Genomic DNA, 14745 nt, shown 5'->3' with positions numbered 1-14745 from the left:
GGCTACCAGCACATATTTAGTAAATAAAGTTACTTCTTACTTAGATTTTATTTTTGCGATCGCTTGTTTTTTACTGGATCTGACAAAACCGCATTGCTCCCCCCAACTACCTTGTTCCTTGCCGTACCCTTCAATTTCAATTATTAGAGACGATATGGGAATTCCCATATCGTTCCCAATTGCTCGTAAAGTGTGACAACTCTCGCCGCTAATTGCAAGCAATATAGCGGGAGCATCTCAAATTCACATAAGAGACTTTCTGCTTCACGGGCTGACTACTGTCTAAGCCTCCACAGACAGGAATCGGTAGTCCAACCGACCCCCGTTTCAATAAATTAAGTGCTGAGTTCCAGTCGCGATCAATAACCAATCCACAAGAACAGATGTGTACACGATCTGCCAAAGTTTTCTCAACTCTCTCACCGCAACCTGAACAATTGATACTTGTTCCTTTGGGGTCAACTCCTGCCGTATGCTTGCCGCGTCTTACCGCTACTGCTTGCATGATTTGGAGGAATGCACCCCAAGCAACATCTAGTATCGATTTAGCTAGTCGTGTTCTCGCTAAACCTCTAATGTTCAGGTTTTCAAAAACAATCAAATCATAAGAACTAACCAACCAATGAGCAACTTGATAATGAAACTCTTTCCTTTGTCTGGCAACGTGCAAATGAAGTCTAGCAAACGAGTTCGCTTGCCTCTGGTAGTTTTTAGACCCTTTGACTTTACGAGCAAGTTTACGTTGCTGACGTGCTAATGCTGACTGTGCTTTGCGGTAATACTGAGGGACGGTCACGCTTTGCCCATCAGCGGTAGTTAAAAACTTTTCTAACCCAACATCTATGCCAGTAGCAGTTTTGATTTCATCAATAGGCAGCAAGGTAGGAACGGTTTTATCTTCTAAAGAAAAACTGCAATACCAACCGTCTGCTTTGCTTAAAATTGTTGCTTGCTTAATCTCAAAACCATCCGGTATTGGTCGATGCAAGATAACCTCAATTTCACCAATCTTGGAGAGCTTGAGAATATTACTCTTTAGGTGTGCGCCAGCTTTATGAGAGTTGACACGCGGGAAAGTAAAGGAACAGATATCACCACGTTTCTTAAAACGCGGCTTTCCTCCCCGCTTCCCCTTGTTATCTGGCATCAACCATCGCTTCCACGCCTTGTCCAACCTCATCAGGTTTTGCTGTTGGCAGTCGGCATAGATGTTTTTGTAGTCGGGGAATAACTCTTTAGTTTGTTTGAGATTTGACGCTTGTGTATAGTAATCAGGTTTGTCTGGTATCTTCCCAATTGGCTCAAAAACCAAGCTACATCGGTCAATTTGTGACCTTGTACGTCTTAACCAATCCAGTCTTTCCCCTAGTGCGTAGTTCCAATGACGACGCAGCAACTCGCCCCAAGTTTCAAGAATGACAACTTGTTCGGGAGTAGGGTTGAGTTTGAACTGATAAGTTAGTAGCATACAACTATTGTACAGCATTATTCCGTACTTTTGTATGACTACTCGCATAGATATCAGACTTCCAGAACAAGAGCTAGAAATCCTTAAAACCTATTGTGAACAAGAAAGCAGAACTCAAACAGAGGTAATCCGTGAATTTATCCGTAGTCTTAAAAAGAAAATTAAATCAAGCTCTGGCAATTGAAAGGGCATCGAACCCCTCTAATTGCTCCGCAATTCCCCATCACCGCCAAGTCTGCGACTATGGCGGGAGTACCCTTGCGGAGGTTTAGATGGCGAAAATAGGGCAACGCAAAAATAAGTAATCCAGGTTTTAAGGGCGGCCACTTTATTCTTTAATTCCGGCCATCTTTTCCTTCAAGTGACAGCATTTTTAACCATAAGCTGTCTGTTATGCAGCGACCCAGCACCGTCTTAAGGATGCTGCCTCAAGCAGACTCCAATAGCGCGATCATCTTCTCTGCGACACCTTTGGCAGAAGCAGGATTCTGTCCGGTGACGAGATTTCCATCGGCGATGCTGAATGCCTGCCAGGGTGCCGTCTTGTGGAAGAGTGCGCCTTGTTTGGTGAGCGCCGTTTCTAACTCGAAAGGCACATCAGCTTTTGCGTAGTTTTCTTCCTCCTCGTTCGTAAATGAACTGATATTCTTCCCGGCGAGCAGGAGAGTGTCGTTGCTCAACTTGACGTTCAGTAACGAGACTGGACCGTGGCAAACGGCCCCAACAACAGCGCCTCGCTCGTATGTTTCTTTCACAACCTTTTTGAGAAGTGGATGTTCAGGCATATCGACCATTGGTGCCAAACCGCCAGGCATAAAGATGGCATCGTACTGGCTGACCTCCACGTCTGAGAGCTTCTTCGCTTTCTGCATTGAGTCCCACCCTTTTCCTACTAAGAAGGCTAGGTTGTCAGGGTCGTCAGCAAGATTGAGCGCATCCAGAAACGGCGTATCTCCGGTGAGACTTGCGAAATCAATTTGGTATTTTGCTCTGTCGAATTCAGCATAGGGATGTGCAACCTCTGGCAGAAAATTTCCCGTCCTTCGGTTGTTCGGACCAATAACGCACGCGTTCGATACGATAATGAGAATCTTCTTTGACATAACTTTTCCTTAGTACGGTTGTTTGGTTCGGTTCGGTTCGGGACAGAGCTTTAAACAAGCTTCTTCACCAATATCACCTCGCGGGCTTCAAGATGGGGGATGATCTGTTCTGCGACAATTCTTTTATAGTGTTCCGATCGCTTGTGAGATTCCACAGCAGCAGTGTCAGTGTAGTGTTCACAAAGAATGAGTTCGCAAGGATCGCTTTGCGACTGATAAATCGTGTAGGAAATGTTGCCTTCCTCCGATCTGGTCTTCTCGGCCAGCTCCGGTAGCAATTTCAGTATCCGGGACGTTTCCGACTCCAAAATTCTCCATTTCACGATCACGATCTTTTCCATGTGCTTACTGCTCCCTTAATAAGACAAGCATATTAACACCCCAGTAGCTTGTGAAACAGTTGTAGTGCCGTCTGTGAACGCTTAACTGCGATTAAGATGTTCGGACAAGTCTGTTGGATAATTGGGTATTATACCGAATTTTTCCGTTAAACATCCTATTACAGCAATAGTCGTCGTGCATTGTTAATTTTCGCGTGTTGCTAGAAGATTATTCCTTTTCCCCTTTTCCTAATTAGAGGTAATAATGCTAGATTTCGATTACTTGCAATGATTCAGGGTGATTTATGAACAAAGGTGAACTAGTGGATGCTGTAGCAGCAAAGACCAACATCACAAAAAAGCAAGCTGATGAAGTCATTAGTGCTTTTTTGTCAGTTGTTACCGAAGCTGTAGCCAATGGGGATAAGGTAACGCTCATAGGGTTTGGTTCATTCGAGCGACGCGAACGCTCAGAACGCGAAGGGCGTAATCCGAAAACCAATGAGCCAATGACTATCCCAGCTACAAGAGTACCTGCGTTTTCTGCTGGGAAACAGTTTAAAGAAAAAGTAGCGCCATAGATGAATTGCTTTAGCACTGGCAATCCAATCACTGTAAAGCTGTAATCGATTAATTTAAGTATCGAATCGACTGTGAAACTTTGACTGCTTCTTGGGGAGTAACGTTACTGCAATTAGACAATTCTGGCATTACTCCCGTACCAACAAATCTGTAAAAGGGACCATTTTGCTCTCCCCACCACTGCGATAGCAATGTTGGTTGTTTGGCATTACCGTATAATCCTTGCTCCAAAGTGCTTTTTCCAAATATCGGAGAATTTATCGGGTAACTGCGCGACCCAGCAGGTAAGTCTCCAATACCCCCAGATACTGACTCAATCGCAAAGCATTTCTCTGCACTTAAATTTTGGTAAATAATTAAGTAACGCAAACTGTCAACATTTTCGCGTCCAGCCGAGACTATTACCTTGTCGGCATGAAAATTTGTAGGTACGTAACTTGGTAATGCTATTTTTAAGCCTAGTGAACGTAAAACTTTTAGTTGAGTCGGTGTTAATTTTATTACTGAATTGGTTTGTGGAGATTTGGGTTGAGCAATTACCGCAGCCGTAGAAGCGATAACACAGATGGCAAAGCAAGAAGAAGCAAGCTTAATTGGGTATTTGAATAATTTCATGGTTCATAGCTATATATGACTTGAGTTCAAAAAGAAGTTGCAAATTGCTTGATCTCTAAATAACAGCAGCAGAAGTCGAGCATTAATTACTATTTGCTCAGAGAATTATGTCTTCTATATTCAATCCGAACTTGTTTAACGTCAATTTGCTCAGGCTCTAAAAATACAAGTTGCTCTACTTGGTATAACCCTAAATCTTTAAACTGTGCTAATTCTGAGTTAGATAATGCCCAAGGTGGGCCCGAGGGTTCAGCTTCTGTGTCTCGAACACGAGTAATCATCAACAGCGTTCCACCAGGAGCAAGTACAGAGGTAACTGAAGAAATAACCCAAGAACGCACATTCAAGGGCAAAGCTTGAATATTGCGACATTCAAAAACAAAGTTAAAAGCTTGATGCCATTGTGAGGGAATTGCTAATAAATCTGCAACTATATAGTTGACAGTTGAATTAGGAAATCGCTCTTGGCACCAAGCGATTGCTGTTGGTGAAATATCAAAAGCGGTTACTTCAAACCCCAGATTTACTAAAGCTTCGGCATCGTCTCCCAAGCCACAACCAATTACTAACGCCTTTTGCTCAGAAGCGAACGGTTCATGATTCGTCAACCAATCTTGTAGATAAGGATGAGGAGCTAACTTAGCCCAAGGAATTTGTCCTGTGTCCCCTTTGGCTTTGGCATATAAAACTTCAAACCATGCCGAGGGGTCTGATTTTTGTAACGCTTCTGTGGCTAGCTGTTTAATATAAAACTGTAAATTTTCCGGTTGTTGCTCCAACATAAAAATCGACACCACTCCATTGTCAATTATGGCAGTCTATACCAGTTGAACTGAAAATCATAATTGCAGGCTAACACTACGCGAACTAAAAGTTGTGAATGATCTTTTTGATTGTGGCTCCTCAAAGCAAGCATCGGTTCTAAAGGAGTAATTGGAGTCATGCTTGGCGGTATTTCATTCACTCTCAACCGTTTTATTGGTCCTGATCGTTTGGGGTTACAGTCTATGACTTACCACCCACCAGCACCAGAGGGCGCTACTCAAATCGGTGGCAGCAGTAATTTAAGTCAAAGTAGCAGCAATTAGACCAAAAACTATTAACTAATCTGGTTCAATTTCAGCAATTAAATTCTGAAGGTATTCACGCGCTTCTAAGAAAGTTAAATACAAAAAATTACCGTTTTTATCAAGTATTTCATATTCATTGAGAACAACATGATTGGCATCTTCCCCCCACCCAAAACCGAAAATTAGCCCATTAGCACAAGCCTTGCTGTCAAGCTCACTGATTTCTAAAAGTATGTCTTTATATTCTGCTTTTAGCTTTCCTATCCTAATCATTTCATCAAGTATGTCTTGATATTCAGCATTAGTTTCACTCATAACCAGAGGGTCATAGCCTTTGATTACCCCCTAAAACTCATCAACAACTACACAGTATCATCCATCCATCCAGCCACATTTCGGGCAATCCCAGTGAACACGCGCCGACCAGTCGCGATCAAACTCATGCTGGCACTGAGGACACTTGCCAGTAAACATAGGATGGGTATCTAGCAGTTCTAGCTATTGCTGTTGAGTCAAGCGCTGCTGTGGTTGCACTATTAATTCACCGTTGTAATAACTGGCCCCCTCCGGTTGCCATAGTTCTACTGGTTCGGCGTTGGGGTTTTCTCGAAAATCTAGGTAGCTGTCAGCAACTGATCCATTAGGGTGAACGGTACAGAATATGTGAGGATTATGTGAGTATAAGAGACAGCAATCGCACTCTTGAAGTTTCGACATAGTACCAGTATATTGCCTGTTCCAAGCGATCGCTTGTTGGTTCAACTGTATGGTTGTTTCGAGCGTCACAAAGAAAAAGCGAATTGTTGGGTCACGAACCAACTACAGGTAATCCTGCCAAGGCCATTGCCACTTCTTCTGCACTATATTCAGTATCAACAAGCCGTCCAGCTTGATAATCGATATAAGCTTGCATATCAAAATGTCCATGACCGCAAAGGTTGAACAGGATAGTTTTGCTTCTTCCTTCTTGTTTACAGAGTAAAGCCTCGTCAATTGTTGCTTTGACAGCATGATTAGCTTCTGGTGCTGGCAAGATTCCTTCTGCGCGGGCAAAAGTTAATCCAGCAGCAAAGCAAGCGAGTTGGTATTCAGCACGTGATTCAACTAATCCCAAATTCACAATATGGCTAACAAGGGGAGCCATACCGTGATAGCGCAAGCCTCCAGCATGAATTCCTTCGGGAACAAAACTACTACCTAAAGTATGCATTTTGGTCAGTGGGGTTAATTGGGCAGTATCAACAAAATCGTAAGCATATTTTCCACGAGTCAATGATGGACAAGCAGCAGGTTCGACAGCTATTACTTGTATATCTTGTTCTCCTCGCAGTTTAGCACCGAGAAATGGGAAGGCAATTCCGGCAAAGTTGCTACCGCCACCAGTGCAGCCAATAACAATATCAGGATAATCTCCTGCCATTTCTAATTGAGTCAATGCTTCTTGACCAATGATGGTTTGATGTAGCAGTACATGATTGAGAACACTACCTAAAGCATACTTAGTTTGTTCATCAGCAGCAGCTACTTCTACAGCTTCACTAATAGCAATCCCCAAACTGCCATTACTATTGGGATTTTGTGCAAGAATTTTACGTCCGGCTTGGGTTTGAGTACTTGGGCTAGCAACGACCCTCGCGCCGTAGGTTTCCATTAAAGCTCGGCGGTAAGGCTTTTGCTGGTAGCTAACCTTTACCATATAAACTAAGACTTCTAAACCGAATAGCGCACCAGCAAAAGCTAGAGATGATCCCCACTGTCCGGCTCCCGTTTCAGTAGTTAGCTTTTTGACTCCAGCTTGTTTATTGTAGTATGCTTGGGCGACCGCAGTATTGGGTTTGTGGCTTCCAGAAGGGCTAACACCTTCATATTTGTAGTAAATTTTGGCAGGCGTATCTAAAGCTTGTTCTAAACGACGGGCACGATAAAGAGGAGTTGGTCGCCACTGGCAATAAATAGAGCGGACTGCATCTGGTATTTCAATCCATCTTTGTTGGCTAACTTCTTGCTCAATCAGTGCCAATGGAAACAAAGGTAATAATTCATCTGGTGTAATTGGCTTACCAGTAGCAGGATTTAAAACTGGTGGTAAGGCTTGTGGCAAGTCAGCTTGGATGTTGTACCAAGCTTTTGGCATTTGGTTTTCAGTCAGAATGTATTTAATTGTGTCCATATAATTAGGTTATGCACAACAGTAAAATTGTACATTTACGATTCTCCAAGAAAAAAGTTAACTTTTATTGTTCTTCAAGAGGTTAGTTATGACAAAAGAATATATGGAGTCTTTAGAGGCAATTGTTGATCAATTAACATTAGCCGCAGTTCTAGAAATGTTAGAACGAATCAGTCATAAAAAAGCAGAAAATCTCAGAAATCATTGGAAAGATGAGGCTTCTGCAAAGCTTTGGGATAAAGCTGCCAGACAGATAGAACAGATAAATATTGATATCTAATTAAAATTTTGGTTGTATTGCAAAGCTTTGCCCTACCTTACAGCCCTTCTCAATACAAGAGGCACTGTTCGCATTCGGGTATCCTGCGGCAGGCGGTGGCGCAGCTATCGCTGTATTAAATAGAAGCTGTGATTTATGGCAGGTTCAACCGCTTGCGGGCACCAAATCGAAACAAGTTATCTGGCAATATTGCTTTCAAGCGAGGCAACCATTGTGCCTCATTACCAACGCGATACCGTAATCGTGGGGAACGGCTACGAGCAGCAAAGACAATTGTCTGTGCAACTTTTGTTGGATCATCGCCTTGTGCAATTGCTTGAGTGACAGTTGAGCGAATCACATCACGTACATTGTCGTAATCAGCATAATTGAAGGTGGGTGGTAACATGGCATGGTTGAAGTTAGTCTTAAAGTAACCAGGCTCAATTAAAGACACTTTAATATTGAACGGGTCTAGCTCCACGCTCAGTGCTTCGCTATAACCTTCGAGGGCAAATTTACTTGCACTGTAAAAACCTTGACCGGGTGCGCCAATCAATCCTGCGACTGAACTGATATTGATAATATGTCCACTCCGCTGCTGTCTCATAATTGGTAAAACGGCGTTAGTGAGGCGGACAACCCCCCAAAAGTTGGTTTCAAAGATTTCTTTGGCTTGTTGTAAAGAAGTTTCTTCCAGCATACTGGCATGAATTTGTCCAGCATTATTAATCAGTAAATCAATGCGATTAGTCCGTGTGAGCAACTGTTTGATACATAATTGTACTGAGTCATCAGAGGTAACATCGAGCTTCAACATTTCTACATCACCTGATGCTGGATATGACTTGCGACTGGTACCGAAGACCCAATAACCTACAGTAGCAAGCTTTTTAGCAGTTAACTGCCCAAATCCAGATGATGCTCCTGTAACTAGCACGACCTTTTTATCAGTCATCTGTTTTCCTTTTTAGAATATAAATACGATTTCATATAACTTTTTATAGCTAAAGAAAGATTTGATTTTTGTATCAATTTATCTGTTCTACACTAGCTTAAGTGCAGAATAGCTAAATTCTACCTAGCGGGACTTTTAAAATATCCTCTTAAGCTCAATTAAAATTCCCACTATTCAGAAAGTGTAAAATATGTTGAGATGTGATTTGTGGCTGTTCAATTTGAGGGGTATGTCCGCAATTTTTCAGCAATATTAGTTGAGAGTTGACAAGAGATTGCTGAAATTTTTCTGCATCTTTAGATGGCAGCATATCATCAGTTTCTCCCCATAAAATGAGTGTTGGTTTGTCAACTTGGGCAATTCTATTTGCTAAATCACTATAACCACCAGATTTTACATAAGAAATCATGGTATCATTCCAACCAGGCATTTCTTGGTGTAACATGGCGCATTGAATAGCCAAAAGTATTTTGGTATCTAGATTAGGTAAGATACTACATATATTTAATGCCAAGATGTGGCGTTGACGTAGATATTCCACAGCCAAGAAATCAAAAGGAGGAAACAAGTATTTGGTAAAGACGGGAGAACTAGTGTAACCTAAACTATTAATCAATATTAGTGATTTTACAACTTGAGGGTAAGTAAGAGTAAAATCAATTGCAGTTGCACCTCCCATTGATGCGCCCACTAGTGTTATTGGTCTGTTGATTAAAGTTTTCCAAAAATCGTAAAGGTGAATTCTGATTGTAGTTGGACTGTAATTTATTTCTTTTTGCCTTTGTGTAAAGCCAAAACCTAACAAATCTACTGCCCATGTTTCATTTTGAGTAGCAAGTAATGGCAACAGAAGACGGAACTCTAGGATGGAACTGTCGAAACCGTGTAGCAGCAGAATTGGTGTTCCCCCACGACCTTTTTGAATATAGGTTGTGAGGATTTGGTGTTCGCTCAGGGAGGTTGCAAGGGCAATTCTCTCAATACTTTGGGCAAAAGCGATCGCTTTTGGGTCTGTTAATTGATTAACTTGTGATGGGAGAAAATTAGTCAACATTACTTTTCACTCCAAACTAATTTTCCACAACCCGTCTAGCGGATTTGACTGTTGCAATTGACTATCATTGCTGCCAAGCCAATTATTGTCATACACCAAGCCAAGACTGAACGTGCTACTTACAGGATATTGCCCTATTTTTCCAAAACCTTCAATATTGTTTGAGTCAGTAATTACCTGTTGGTTCAACTGTATAGTGGTTTGGTTGCCGTCATCAAAGTAAATTGTGGCCCGCTTGTTGTGAAAGCTGACCTGAACTTTGTAGACCCCACCAGTTGCATAATAGTAAGCTTTGGCAGGCAGCTTTTGACCATCAATATTTTGCTCTTTGAACTCAACTGCCATTGCAGGCGTGCCTAGCAGCAACAAGACTGGTAGGACTAACCTTAAAACTTTCATTGGTACTAACAATCACTTTCAATGAAACTATTTTCTACTTTAAAACATAAAAATAATTTGTGAGTTAACTAGCGATCGCTTGGCCGAAATTGGGAATCCTAAAAGAAGTTAAAAGTGATTTTTAGTACAAATGGTTTTTAAAGTTCCCTTGATTAGCGTTGCCGCTTTGCTTTTAGCTCAAATGTCGTTACCCGTCTTTGCCAACAATCTTACCGCTACAGTCGTAAGCGTAGGTGACGGTGACACCATACGGGTGAAAACTGGTAACAAAACCGTGACTGTTCGCCTTGCTTGCATTGATGCACCAGAGATGACACAGAATCCTTGGGGACAGCAATCATCAGCAAGACTCAAACAATTACTGCCAGTGGGACAAGGAATTACCCTACGCTCCGTTGAAACTGACAAATATAAGCGCTTAGTTGCAGAGGTGTTTGTTGGTAATCGCAGTGTCAACGTGAGTATGGTGCAAAAAGGGCAAGCTGTTGTTTATCGTCAGTATCTCAAAGGCTGTCCACAGTCTAAAGATAGTTTGTTGCAAGGTGAAAACACCGCCAAACAACAGCGTTTAGCATTTTGGAGTCAGGCTAATCCTGTGATGCCCTGGGACTTCCGTCACAGAGCTACCCAAAAGACAACTTCACAACCGATCCAACCGCAGCAACAGAATAACTGCGATCCCTCTTACCCAGATTTTTGCATTCCAAAGAATTCAGCAGACTTAAATTGCCGAGATATTAGCCAACGAAGGTTTAAAGTGCTGCCACCCGATCCTCATGGGTTTGACCGAGATGGGGATGGGATTGGGTGCGAACGGTAGATGTGATTTTAAGAAGATTTTGGACAGCCTTTGGAAGCAGAAGTTGGACAAATTGTAAGCTGAAACCTAAAACTTTGTTAAGGGAAGAATAAAGCTATCGTCTTATGTAGTCAGACAAAAGTTTACGGTTAGCTCTAGCCATTTGGGTGGCATTAACATACCCCTTGGGTATCGCGTGTTTGTCTATGTGTCCATAGTGGGGCATTTAGTTGATTTCTGAATCACACCAAAAGTGTGTCAGCATTATAATTGGCTTACTTTTTGTAAATGAGTTTGGCAAAGCGATCGCGTTGCTTCCTGGCTGGCGATCGCTTTTGCGTTATCACTACCTCAGTGTAATCAAAAAACTCTCAAAACACAAGTTGGTGTTGTAAATTAGAGGAGAGCTAAATGACAGAGGAGGTCTGTTTTGTGAAACTGCCCTATGTATCTCGTTTTACTTGGGATGAAGAAACAGCACAGCGATTGAGAAAACTACGGGGTAAAACTAGCCGAGATAAATTAGCGATTCAAGCTGGTCGCAGCAATACTTTTATCCAAAACCTTGAATGGGCAAACCCTGGAAATAGACCAGAATCAATTTCCAAAGAAGATGCGTTTGCTATTTGTAATGCGCTTAATGTACCTATTTGGAAGTTATTTCCGGCGTTAGTAATCAATCCTGAAAGTTTACAAGAAATATGCAAAACTCTATTGACATAATACAACATGGTGTTGTAAATTATATATACAAGAGAGCAATTGAGCGCGATGCCTTTCAGAGAAAGGAAGAAGCGCTCAAAATTCAAACCAATCAAATTGAATTAGCAACAAAACTATTAGAAACCAATAGCCGGCGGGATAAGTAGCCGCAGCCTAAAACTTGTAATGGCCAAGCCACCGCGAGATGATTCCGATGACCTACCACGTCTAAAAACTGGTTGTAAAAACTTCAATCTTTTCAGAATTAAGGCGATTATTACTTCTCAGTATGTAATCGCCTTTTCAATTGTTTCGACATGGCTGTGGCTGTACAGAGGGCACGATAAATCCGATATCTTCTCTACAGCTTTCTACTGTCTGGTGTTTTGACCATCAGTTAATACGCTTTACCCTTGAACACTTTTATAAGGCTTCGCCAATTCTAGATTGAGAGTGTTGTGCTTTCAGCACAACAAACTGAGTAATAAAAATAGGACGATCGCTGTCCGTGGAAAGTCTGCGATCGCCCTTTTACCCATTTAAGAGGTATTTCTAATGATGACACAAACTTCAGCCCCTACGCCAACAAAAGATCCGTTAACCACACGCGATCGCCAAATCATTGCAACCATCGTCAATCAGTCGGACTACTCCAAAAATTGCCAGCCCGAAGATGTAGTGACTATCTGGATCAACAGTGATGATATCGTGTGGGTGAAAATGACCCACGGCTATGCTCGATACCACAAAGAGTGTTTCAAACGCGCTGTTGCAGACGTTAAAGCGAGTCTTGCTGCTCCAGTAGAGCGCAATTACAAGGAAGAAAAGGAATTAAAACAAGCTTCTGAGAAAATTGGCTTGTTGGGTGATTGTGATTGGCTATCGTTGAGCGTCCAGTACCATTCTGATAAAGTAATCGGTCATGCTGGTTGTTATATTTCCCACAAGGCTCGAATATTAACCCCATCGGCTGAATGGGATTTTACACTGCCGAAGTGGAATATGCCTGCTGCCATCTGTCCAGACTGCGAAGGACATGGGTGCGGTAACTGCTCCTATCGGGTTACTCGTGCAGAAGACTTGTGTACGCCAGTAGACGGCTATCGATTGACCTATGTAGGACGCACTGACCTTCAGACGGCTCACAACGTATATCTAGATGGTGAATTCTTGGGCATACTCTTTAAGCTCAGGAACACTGATGAAGTCTGGGAAAACGACCCCAAGACTTACTACTGGCGCTGTGGCGATGGAGTCCAGTATTGGAGCATAAAAGAGGCTGTAGAGGTGTTATCTAGGGCAACTGCTCCGATTGAACTGCCGCAAGTTCGTCGGAAGTTGGTAGCGGCGTAAGAAAATTAGTAAGTGTTGCCAAAAAGGTAATTTGGTAACACTTACTGTTTTCAGCTACGCCTATGAGATAGCAAGATGACACAGCGATATGGCTAAAATTGTAGTTGAGGATGTCAGAAAGGAGAAAAGATGACAGACGATGTTAGATTTGACGATATTTACCTACGCCTCAATGAACTGACACAAGATGTTACAAACTTAAAAATTCAAGCAGGAACCATTGGAACATCTCAAACTGCCATAGCTCAGACAATGACGCTGGCAACTGGTTTAGCTTCGGATATGCGGCAAGTGAAAGCAGATATTAGAGAAATGAAATCTGATCTGAGAAACTTAAATGCAGGGTTAGAAGAAGTTCTTAGGTTATTGCGTCAGAGAAATAGCCCAGAAGAATAGTTTAATTAATACAAATTACCAAGTTTTGAGGCGCTTTTGTAGTAACAAGAGCGCTGTTTTATTAGCTCTGTACTTGATACATCTGAAATCAACGGCTGCGCCAATGCGAAAGTGAAAATGCTTTTGGTACAAACAAATGAACCCTCAAGAAAATTCCGAATTACTTGCTGCCTTGATGCGCCAGGAAGAATTACTCAAGCAGTTAGTTGCAGCAATCAATAAGCCAAAACTGGGATTGCACTCTGATGCTGGCAATTGTAAAATCTACTGCGTGCGATTCGTCACTAACTGAATCTCGGTAAACAGCCCGTAAATAAGTTAGTCAGCTTCGTTGTACTGTCAACAAGTTGAGCTTCGGACAGGATGAAGGTGAAAGCCCTTCCCCTCAAACTCAGAGGTGACTCCTTATCTGCCCACACTGAGTAAGCTCGGAATCTTACAGGGTGAAGCTGGGAACAGGGCGCAATCAGACGGCTGTTATGGGCTGACACTGGCGCTAACAGGGAGTGTACAAGGTGAAATAGAACCTAGAAAAACAACCCAATTTTGAGCAGGGCATAACACAAAAACCCCTGACTTCGTTAGAGAACACAATCCCACCGACAGCGCAGTAGTGATCGGTCAAGAGTAAGGGGTTCTAACGGTTGAATTGGTTCCACCTGACGGCACAAGATAATCTCATCCGAGGAACGAATAAAAACGAGATAAGAGTCCTGGGGCAGTCGAACCCAAGGTAGGTATGACGAGATACGGAACTCTCTTAACTCGGGTAGGATGCGGCGTAATTGCTGCAAGGTGTTCAGAAAACAATCACTAGGAGTAGAGTATGATTAGGCACAGCCAAGAGGTTAGTGAATCATGGAAGAACCTCCCCTGGAAGAAATTCCGTCGGAACTTATTCCGCCTACAAGTTAGGTTGTTCAAAGCAGTTAAAGCAGGAGACAAGCGGAAAGCGCGGTCACTTCAAAAACTGATTCTGAAGTCTCAAGCTGCAAGGTTTCTGGCTATCCGTCAAGTAACTCAGCTAAACGCTGGTAAAAAGACTGCGGGTATTGATGGTAAAGCATCCCTCACCTTTGAAGAACGCTTTGCACTTGAAACGAATCTCAAGACCAATCAATCCAATTGGCATCATAGCAGGCTACGGGAAATCCCGATACCCAAGAAAGACGGAACGTTCCGAACTCTCAAAGTCCCGACTATGGCGGACAGAGCTTGGCAATGCCTAGCAAAATACGCCCTAGAACCAGCACATGAAGCAACTTTCCACGCCAAGAGCTATGGATTTAGACCAGGAAGGTCAGCGCATGACGCTCAGACATTACTGTTCAACAATTTACGCTCCTACTGCAACGGAATAGATAAACGAGTCATAGAAATCGATATCGAAAAATGCGTGCGCCGTGACAGTTAACGCGGTATCCCCAATTAAATTGGGAGAGATTAAGAAGAACATCTCTAAGTCAACCAACTTACCTAGAGTCGAAAGACAAAAGG

23 protein-coding genes and 1 pseudogene are annotated in these 14745 nt (G+C 42.5%); 12 read left to right on the top strand and 12 right to left on the bottom strand.

Annotated features, from left to right (window positions below; translation table 11 throughout):
* A partial coding sequence (locus tag H6G86_RS38440) for a hypothetical protein (protein WP_206758461.1) occupies nucleotides 1-196 on the top strand: 196 nt, incomplete at its 5' end.
* Between the two features lie 12 nt (nucleotides 197-208).
* Here the strand turns inward: H6G86_RS38440 and H6G86_RS35945 are convergent.
* Nucleotides 209-1468, bottom strand: coding sequence for an RNA-guided endonuclease InsQ/TnpB family protein (locus H6G86_RS35945; RefSeq protein ID WP_190938367.1), 1260 nt, complete (start codon nucleotides 1466-1468; stop codon nucleotides 209-211).
* A gap of 34 nt (nucleotides 1469-1502) precedes the next feature.
* On the opposite strand from H6G86_RS35945, the gene H6G86_RS35940 reads away from it, so the two are divergent.
* Entirely contained in the window at nucleotides 1503-1652 is a 150-nt protein-coding gene (locus tag H6G86_RS35940) for a ribbon-helix-helix protein, CopG family (RefSeq protein ID WP_190938366.1), read from the top strand.
* Between the two features lie 244 nt (nucleotides 1653-1896).
* Here H6G86_RS35940 and H6G86_RS35935 read toward each other — a convergent pair whose 3' ends face one another.
* Both H6G86_RS35935 and H6G86_RS35930 read right to left on the bottom strand, forming a co-directional pair.
* Nucleotides 1897-2571, bottom strand: a complete 675-nt coding sequence (locus H6G86_RS35935; RefSeq protein WP_190938365.1) for a type 1 glutamine amidotransferase domain-containing protein — start codon at nucleotides 2569-2571, stop codon at nucleotides 1897-1899.
* Between the two features lie 50 nt (nucleotides 2572-2621).
* The gene (locus H6G86_RS35930; RefSeq protein ID WP_190938364.1) at nucleotides 2622-2912 is read right to left on the bottom strand and encodes a putative quinol monooxygenase; all 291 of its coding nucleotides are present in this window, start codon (nucleotides 2910-2912) and stop codon (nucleotides 2622-2624) included.
* Nucleotides 2913-3196: 284 nt separating this feature from the next.
* On the opposite strand from H6G86_RS35930, the gene hbs reads away from it, so the two are divergent.
* Nucleotides 3197-3472: a non-specific DNA-binding protein Hbs gene (gene hbs / locus H6G86_RS35925; protein WP_190938363.1), complete on the top strand. Its 276-nt coding sequence runs from the start codon at nucleotides 3197-3199 to the stop codon at nucleotides 3470-3472.
* 49 nt (nucleotides 3473-3521) lie between these two features.
* Here the strand turns inward: hbs and H6G86_RS35920 are convergent, their stop codons facing one another.
* Together H6G86_RS35920 and H6G86_RS35915 are read right to left on the bottom strand one after the other, a co-directional pair.
* The gene (locus H6G86_RS35920; protein ID WP_190938362.1) at nucleotides 3522-4088 is read right to left on the bottom strand and encodes a hypothetical protein; all 567 of its coding nucleotides are present in this window, start codon (nucleotides 4086-4088) and stop codon (nucleotides 3522-3524) included.
* Between the two features lie 89 nt (nucleotides 4089-4177).
* A complete protein-coding gene (locus H6G86_RS35915; protein WP_190938369.1) occupies nucleotides 4178-4870 on the bottom strand; it encodes a class I SAM-dependent methyltransferase in 693 nt (230 codons plus the stop codon).
* Nucleotides 4871-4981: 111 nt separating this feature from the next.
* Here H6G86_RS35915 and H6G86_RS35910 point away from each other — a divergent pair, with 111 nt between their 5' ends.
* Complete coding sequence (locus H6G86_RS35910) at nucleotides 4982-5176, top strand: hypothetical protein (RefSeq protein ID WP_190938361.1); 195 nt, start codon at nucleotides 4982-4984, stop codon at nucleotides 5174-5176.
* Nucleotides 5177-5191: 15 nt separating this feature from the next.
* Here H6G86_RS35910 and H6G86_RS35905 read toward each other — a convergent pair whose 3' ends face one another.
* From H6G86_RS35905 to H6G86_RS35895, 3 genes are all read right to left on the bottom strand, one after another.
* Nucleotides 5192-5473, bottom strand: a complete 282-nt coding sequence (locus H6G86_RS35905; RefSeq protein WP_190938360.1) for a hypothetical protein — start codon at nucleotides 5471-5473, stop codon at nucleotides 5192-5194.
* A gap of 183 nt (nucleotides 5474-5656) precedes the next feature.
* On the bottom strand, nucleotides 5657-5944 hold the full coding sequence (locus tag H6G86_RS39260) for a hypothetical protein (RefSeq protein ID WP_242065146.1): 288 nt from the start codon (nucleotides 5942-5944) through the stop codon (nucleotides 5657-5659).
* A 22-nt stretch (nucleotides 5945-5966) separates the two neighbouring features.
* Complete coding sequence (locus H6G86_RS35895; protein ID WP_190938359.1) at nucleotides 5967-7328, bottom strand: TrpB-like pyridoxal phosphate-dependent enzyme; 1362 nt, start codon at nucleotides 7326-7328, stop codon at nucleotides 5967-5969.
* 88 nt (nucleotides 7329-7416) lie between these two features.
* Between H6G86_RS35895 and H6G86_RS35890 the strand changes: the two genes are divergently transcribed.
* The gene (locus H6G86_RS35890) at nucleotides 7417-7608 is read left to right on the top strand and encodes a hypothetical protein (RefSeq protein ID WP_104899669.1); all 192 of its coding nucleotides are present in this window, start codon (nucleotides 7417-7419) and stop codon (nucleotides 7606-7608) included.
* 133 nt (nucleotides 7609-7741) lie between these two features.
* On the opposite strand, the gene H6G86_RS35885 is transcribed toward H6G86_RS35890, so the two are convergent.
* The 3 genes from H6G86_RS35885 to H6G86_RS35875 all read right to left on the bottom strand — a co-directional run bounded on the left by H6G86_RS35885 (nucleotide 7742) and on the right by H6G86_RS35875 (nucleotide 9998).
* Nucleotides 7742-8545: an SDR family NAD(P)-dependent oxidoreductase gene (locus H6G86_RS35885; RefSeq protein ID WP_190938358.1), complete on the bottom strand. Its 804-nt coding sequence runs from the start codon at nucleotides 8543-8545 to the stop codon at nucleotides 7742-7744.
* A 154-nt stretch (nucleotides 8546-8699) separates the two neighbouring features.
* Nucleotides 8700-9599 (bottom strand): alpha/beta fold hydrolase, encoded by a 900-nt coding sequence (locus H6G86_RS35880; RefSeq protein ID WP_190938357.1) that lies wholly within the window; start codon nucleotides 9597-9599, stop codon nucleotides 8700-8702.
* A 6-nt stretch (nucleotides 9600-9605) separates the two neighbouring features.
* Nucleotides 9606-9998, bottom strand: coding sequence for a hypothetical protein (locus H6G86_RS35875; protein ID WP_190938356.1), 393 nt, complete (start codon nucleotides 9996-9998; stop codon nucleotides 9606-9608).
* A gap of 130 nt (nucleotides 9999-10128) precedes the next feature.
* Between H6G86_RS35875 and H6G86_RS35870 the strand changes: the two genes are divergently transcribed.
* The 3 genes from H6G86_RS35870 (at nucleotide 10129) to H6G86_RS35860 (ending at nucleotide 11520) form a co-directional block, all read left to right on the top strand.
* The gene (locus tag H6G86_RS35870; protein ID WP_242065145.1) at nucleotides 10129-10818 is read left to right on the top strand and encodes a thermonuclease family protein; all 690 of its coding nucleotides are present in this window, start codon (nucleotides 10129-10131) and stop codon (nucleotides 10816-10818) included.
* Nucleotides 10819-11027: 209 nt separating this feature from the next.
* Nucleotides 11028-11192, top strand: coding sequence for a hypothetical protein (locus tag H6G86_RS35865; protein ID WP_190938355.1), 165 nt, complete (start codon nucleotides 11028-11030; stop codon nucleotides 11190-11192).
* 16 nt (nucleotides 11193-11208) lie between these two features.
* A complete protein-coding gene (locus H6G86_RS35860) occupies nucleotides 11209-11520 on the top strand; it encodes a helix-turn-helix domain-containing protein (protein WP_190938354.1) in 312 nt (103 codons plus the stop codon).
* A gap of 421 nt (nucleotides 11521-11941) precedes the next feature.
* On the opposite strand, the gene H6G86_RS39780 is transcribed toward H6G86_RS35860, so the two are convergent.
* A complete protein-coding gene (locus H6G86_RS39780) occupies nucleotides 11942-12064 on the bottom strand; it encodes a hypothetical protein (RefSeq protein WP_277883712.1) in 123 nt (40 codons plus the stop codon).
* Here H6G86_RS39780 and H6G86_RS35855 point away from each other — a divergent pair.
* The 4 genes and pseudogenes from H6G86_RS35855 to H6G86_RS35840 all read left to right on the top strand — a co-directional run.
* Nucleotides 12055-12852, top strand: a complete 798-nt coding sequence (locus tag H6G86_RS35855) for a hypothetical protein (protein WP_190938353.1) — start codon at nucleotides 12055-12057, stop codon at nucleotides 12850-12852. The genes H6G86_RS39780 and H6G86_RS35855 overlap by 10 nt on opposite strands.
* Nucleotides 12853-12981: 129 nt before the next feature.
* Nucleotides 12982-13248 carry a hypothetical protein gene (locus tag H6G86_RS35850; RefSeq protein ID WP_138506138.1) on the top strand — a complete coding sequence of 89 codons (267 nt, stop codon included), beginning with the start codon at nucleotides 12982-12984 and terminating at the stop codon, nucleotides 13246-13248.
* Nucleotides 13249-13384: 136 nt separating this feature from the next.
* Nucleotides 13385-13540, top strand: a complete 156-nt coding sequence (locus H6G86_RS35845) for a hypothetical protein (protein WP_190938370.1) — start codon at nucleotides 13385-13387, stop codon at nucleotides 13538-13540.
* A 534-nt stretch (nucleotides 13541-14074) separates the two neighbouring features.
* Nucleotides 14075-14653 (top strand): annotated as a pseudogene (locus H6G86_RS35840) (reverse transcriptase N-terminal domain-containing protein); the annotation flags it as partial.
* Nucleotides 14654-14745: the final 92 nt, after the last annotated feature.

It is taken from the genome of Nostoc sp. FACHB-133 (assembly GCF_014698055.1).
In the GTDB taxonomy this organism is placed as follows: domain Bacteria; phylum Cyanobacteriota; class Cyanobacteriia; order Cyanobacteriales; family Nostocaceae; genus Nostoc.
Note: the sequence above shows the minus strand (reverse complement) of the source record. Positions and strands in the feature narration are given on the sequence as shown.

Coding starts and splice junctions, on each gene's coding strand:
- H6G86_RS35885 (WP_190938358.1), bottom strand. CDS start 8,545: ATGACTGATAAAAAGGTCGTGCTAGTTACAGGAGCATCATCTGGATTT.
- H6G86_RS35870 (WP_242065145.1), top strand. CDS start 10,129: ATGGTTTTTAAAGTTCCCTTGATTAGCGTTGCCGCTTTGCTTTTAGCT.
- H6G86_RS35845 (WP_190938370.1), top strand. CDS start 13,385: ATGAACCCTCAAGAAAATTCCGAATTACTTGCTGCCTTGATGCGCCAG.
- H6G86_RS35905 (WP_190938360.1), bottom strand. CDS start 5,473: ATGAGTGAAACTAATGCTGAATATCAAGACATACTTGATGAAATGATT.
- H6G86_RS35895 (WP_190938359.1), bottom strand. CDS start 7,328: ATGGACACAATTAAATACATTCTGACTGAAAACCAAATGCCAAAAGCT.
- H6G86_RS35940 (WP_190938366.1), top strand. CDS start 1,503: ATGACTACTCGCATAGATATCAGACTTCCAGAACAAGAGCTAGAAATC.
- H6G86_RS35875 (WP_190938356.1), bottom strand. CDS start 9,998: ATGAAAGTTTTAAGGTTAGTCCTACCAGTCTTGTTGCTGCTAGGCACG.
- H6G86_RS35930 (WP_190938364.1), bottom strand. CDS start 2,912: ATGGAAAAGATCGTGATCGTGAAATGGAGAATTTTGGAGTCGGAAACG.
- H6G86_RS35860 (WP_190938354.1), top strand. CDS start 11,209: ATGACAGAGGAGGTCTGTTTTGTGAAACTGCCCTATGTATCTCGTTTT.
- H6G86_RS35920 (WP_190938362.1), bottom strand. CDS start 4,088: ATGAAATTATTCAAATACCCAATTAAGCTTGCTTCTTCTTGCTTTGCC.
- H6G86_RS35880 (WP_190938357.1), bottom strand. CDS start 9,599: ATGTTGACTAATTTTCTCCCATCACAAGTTAATCAATTAACAGACCCA.
- H6G86_RS35915 (WP_190938369.1), bottom strand. CDS start 4,870: ATGTTGGAGCAACAACCGGAAAATTTACAGTTTTATATTAAACAGCTA.
- H6G86_RS35945 (WP_190938367.1), bottom strand. CDS start 1,468: ATGCTACTAACTTATCAGTTCAAACTCAACCCTACTCCCGAACAAGTT.
- H6G86_RS35850 (WP_138506138.1), top strand. CDS start 12,982: ATGACAGACGATGTTAGATTTGACGATATTTACCTACGCCTCAATGAA.
- H6G86_RS35890 (WP_104899669.1), top strand. CDS start 7,417: ATGACAAAAGAATATATGGAGTCTTTAGAGGCAATTGTTGATCAATTA.
- H6G86_RS35935 (WP_190938365.1), bottom strand. CDS start 2,571: ATGTCAAAGAAGATTCTCATTATCGTATCGAACGCGTGCGTTATTGGT.
- hbs (WP_190938363.1), top strand. CDS start 3,197: ATGAACAAAGGTGAACTAGTGGATGCTGTAGCAGCAAAGACCAACATC.
- H6G86_RS35855 (WP_190938353.1), top strand. CDS start 12,055: ATGATGACACAAACTTCAGCCCCTACGCCAACAAAAGATCCGTTAACC.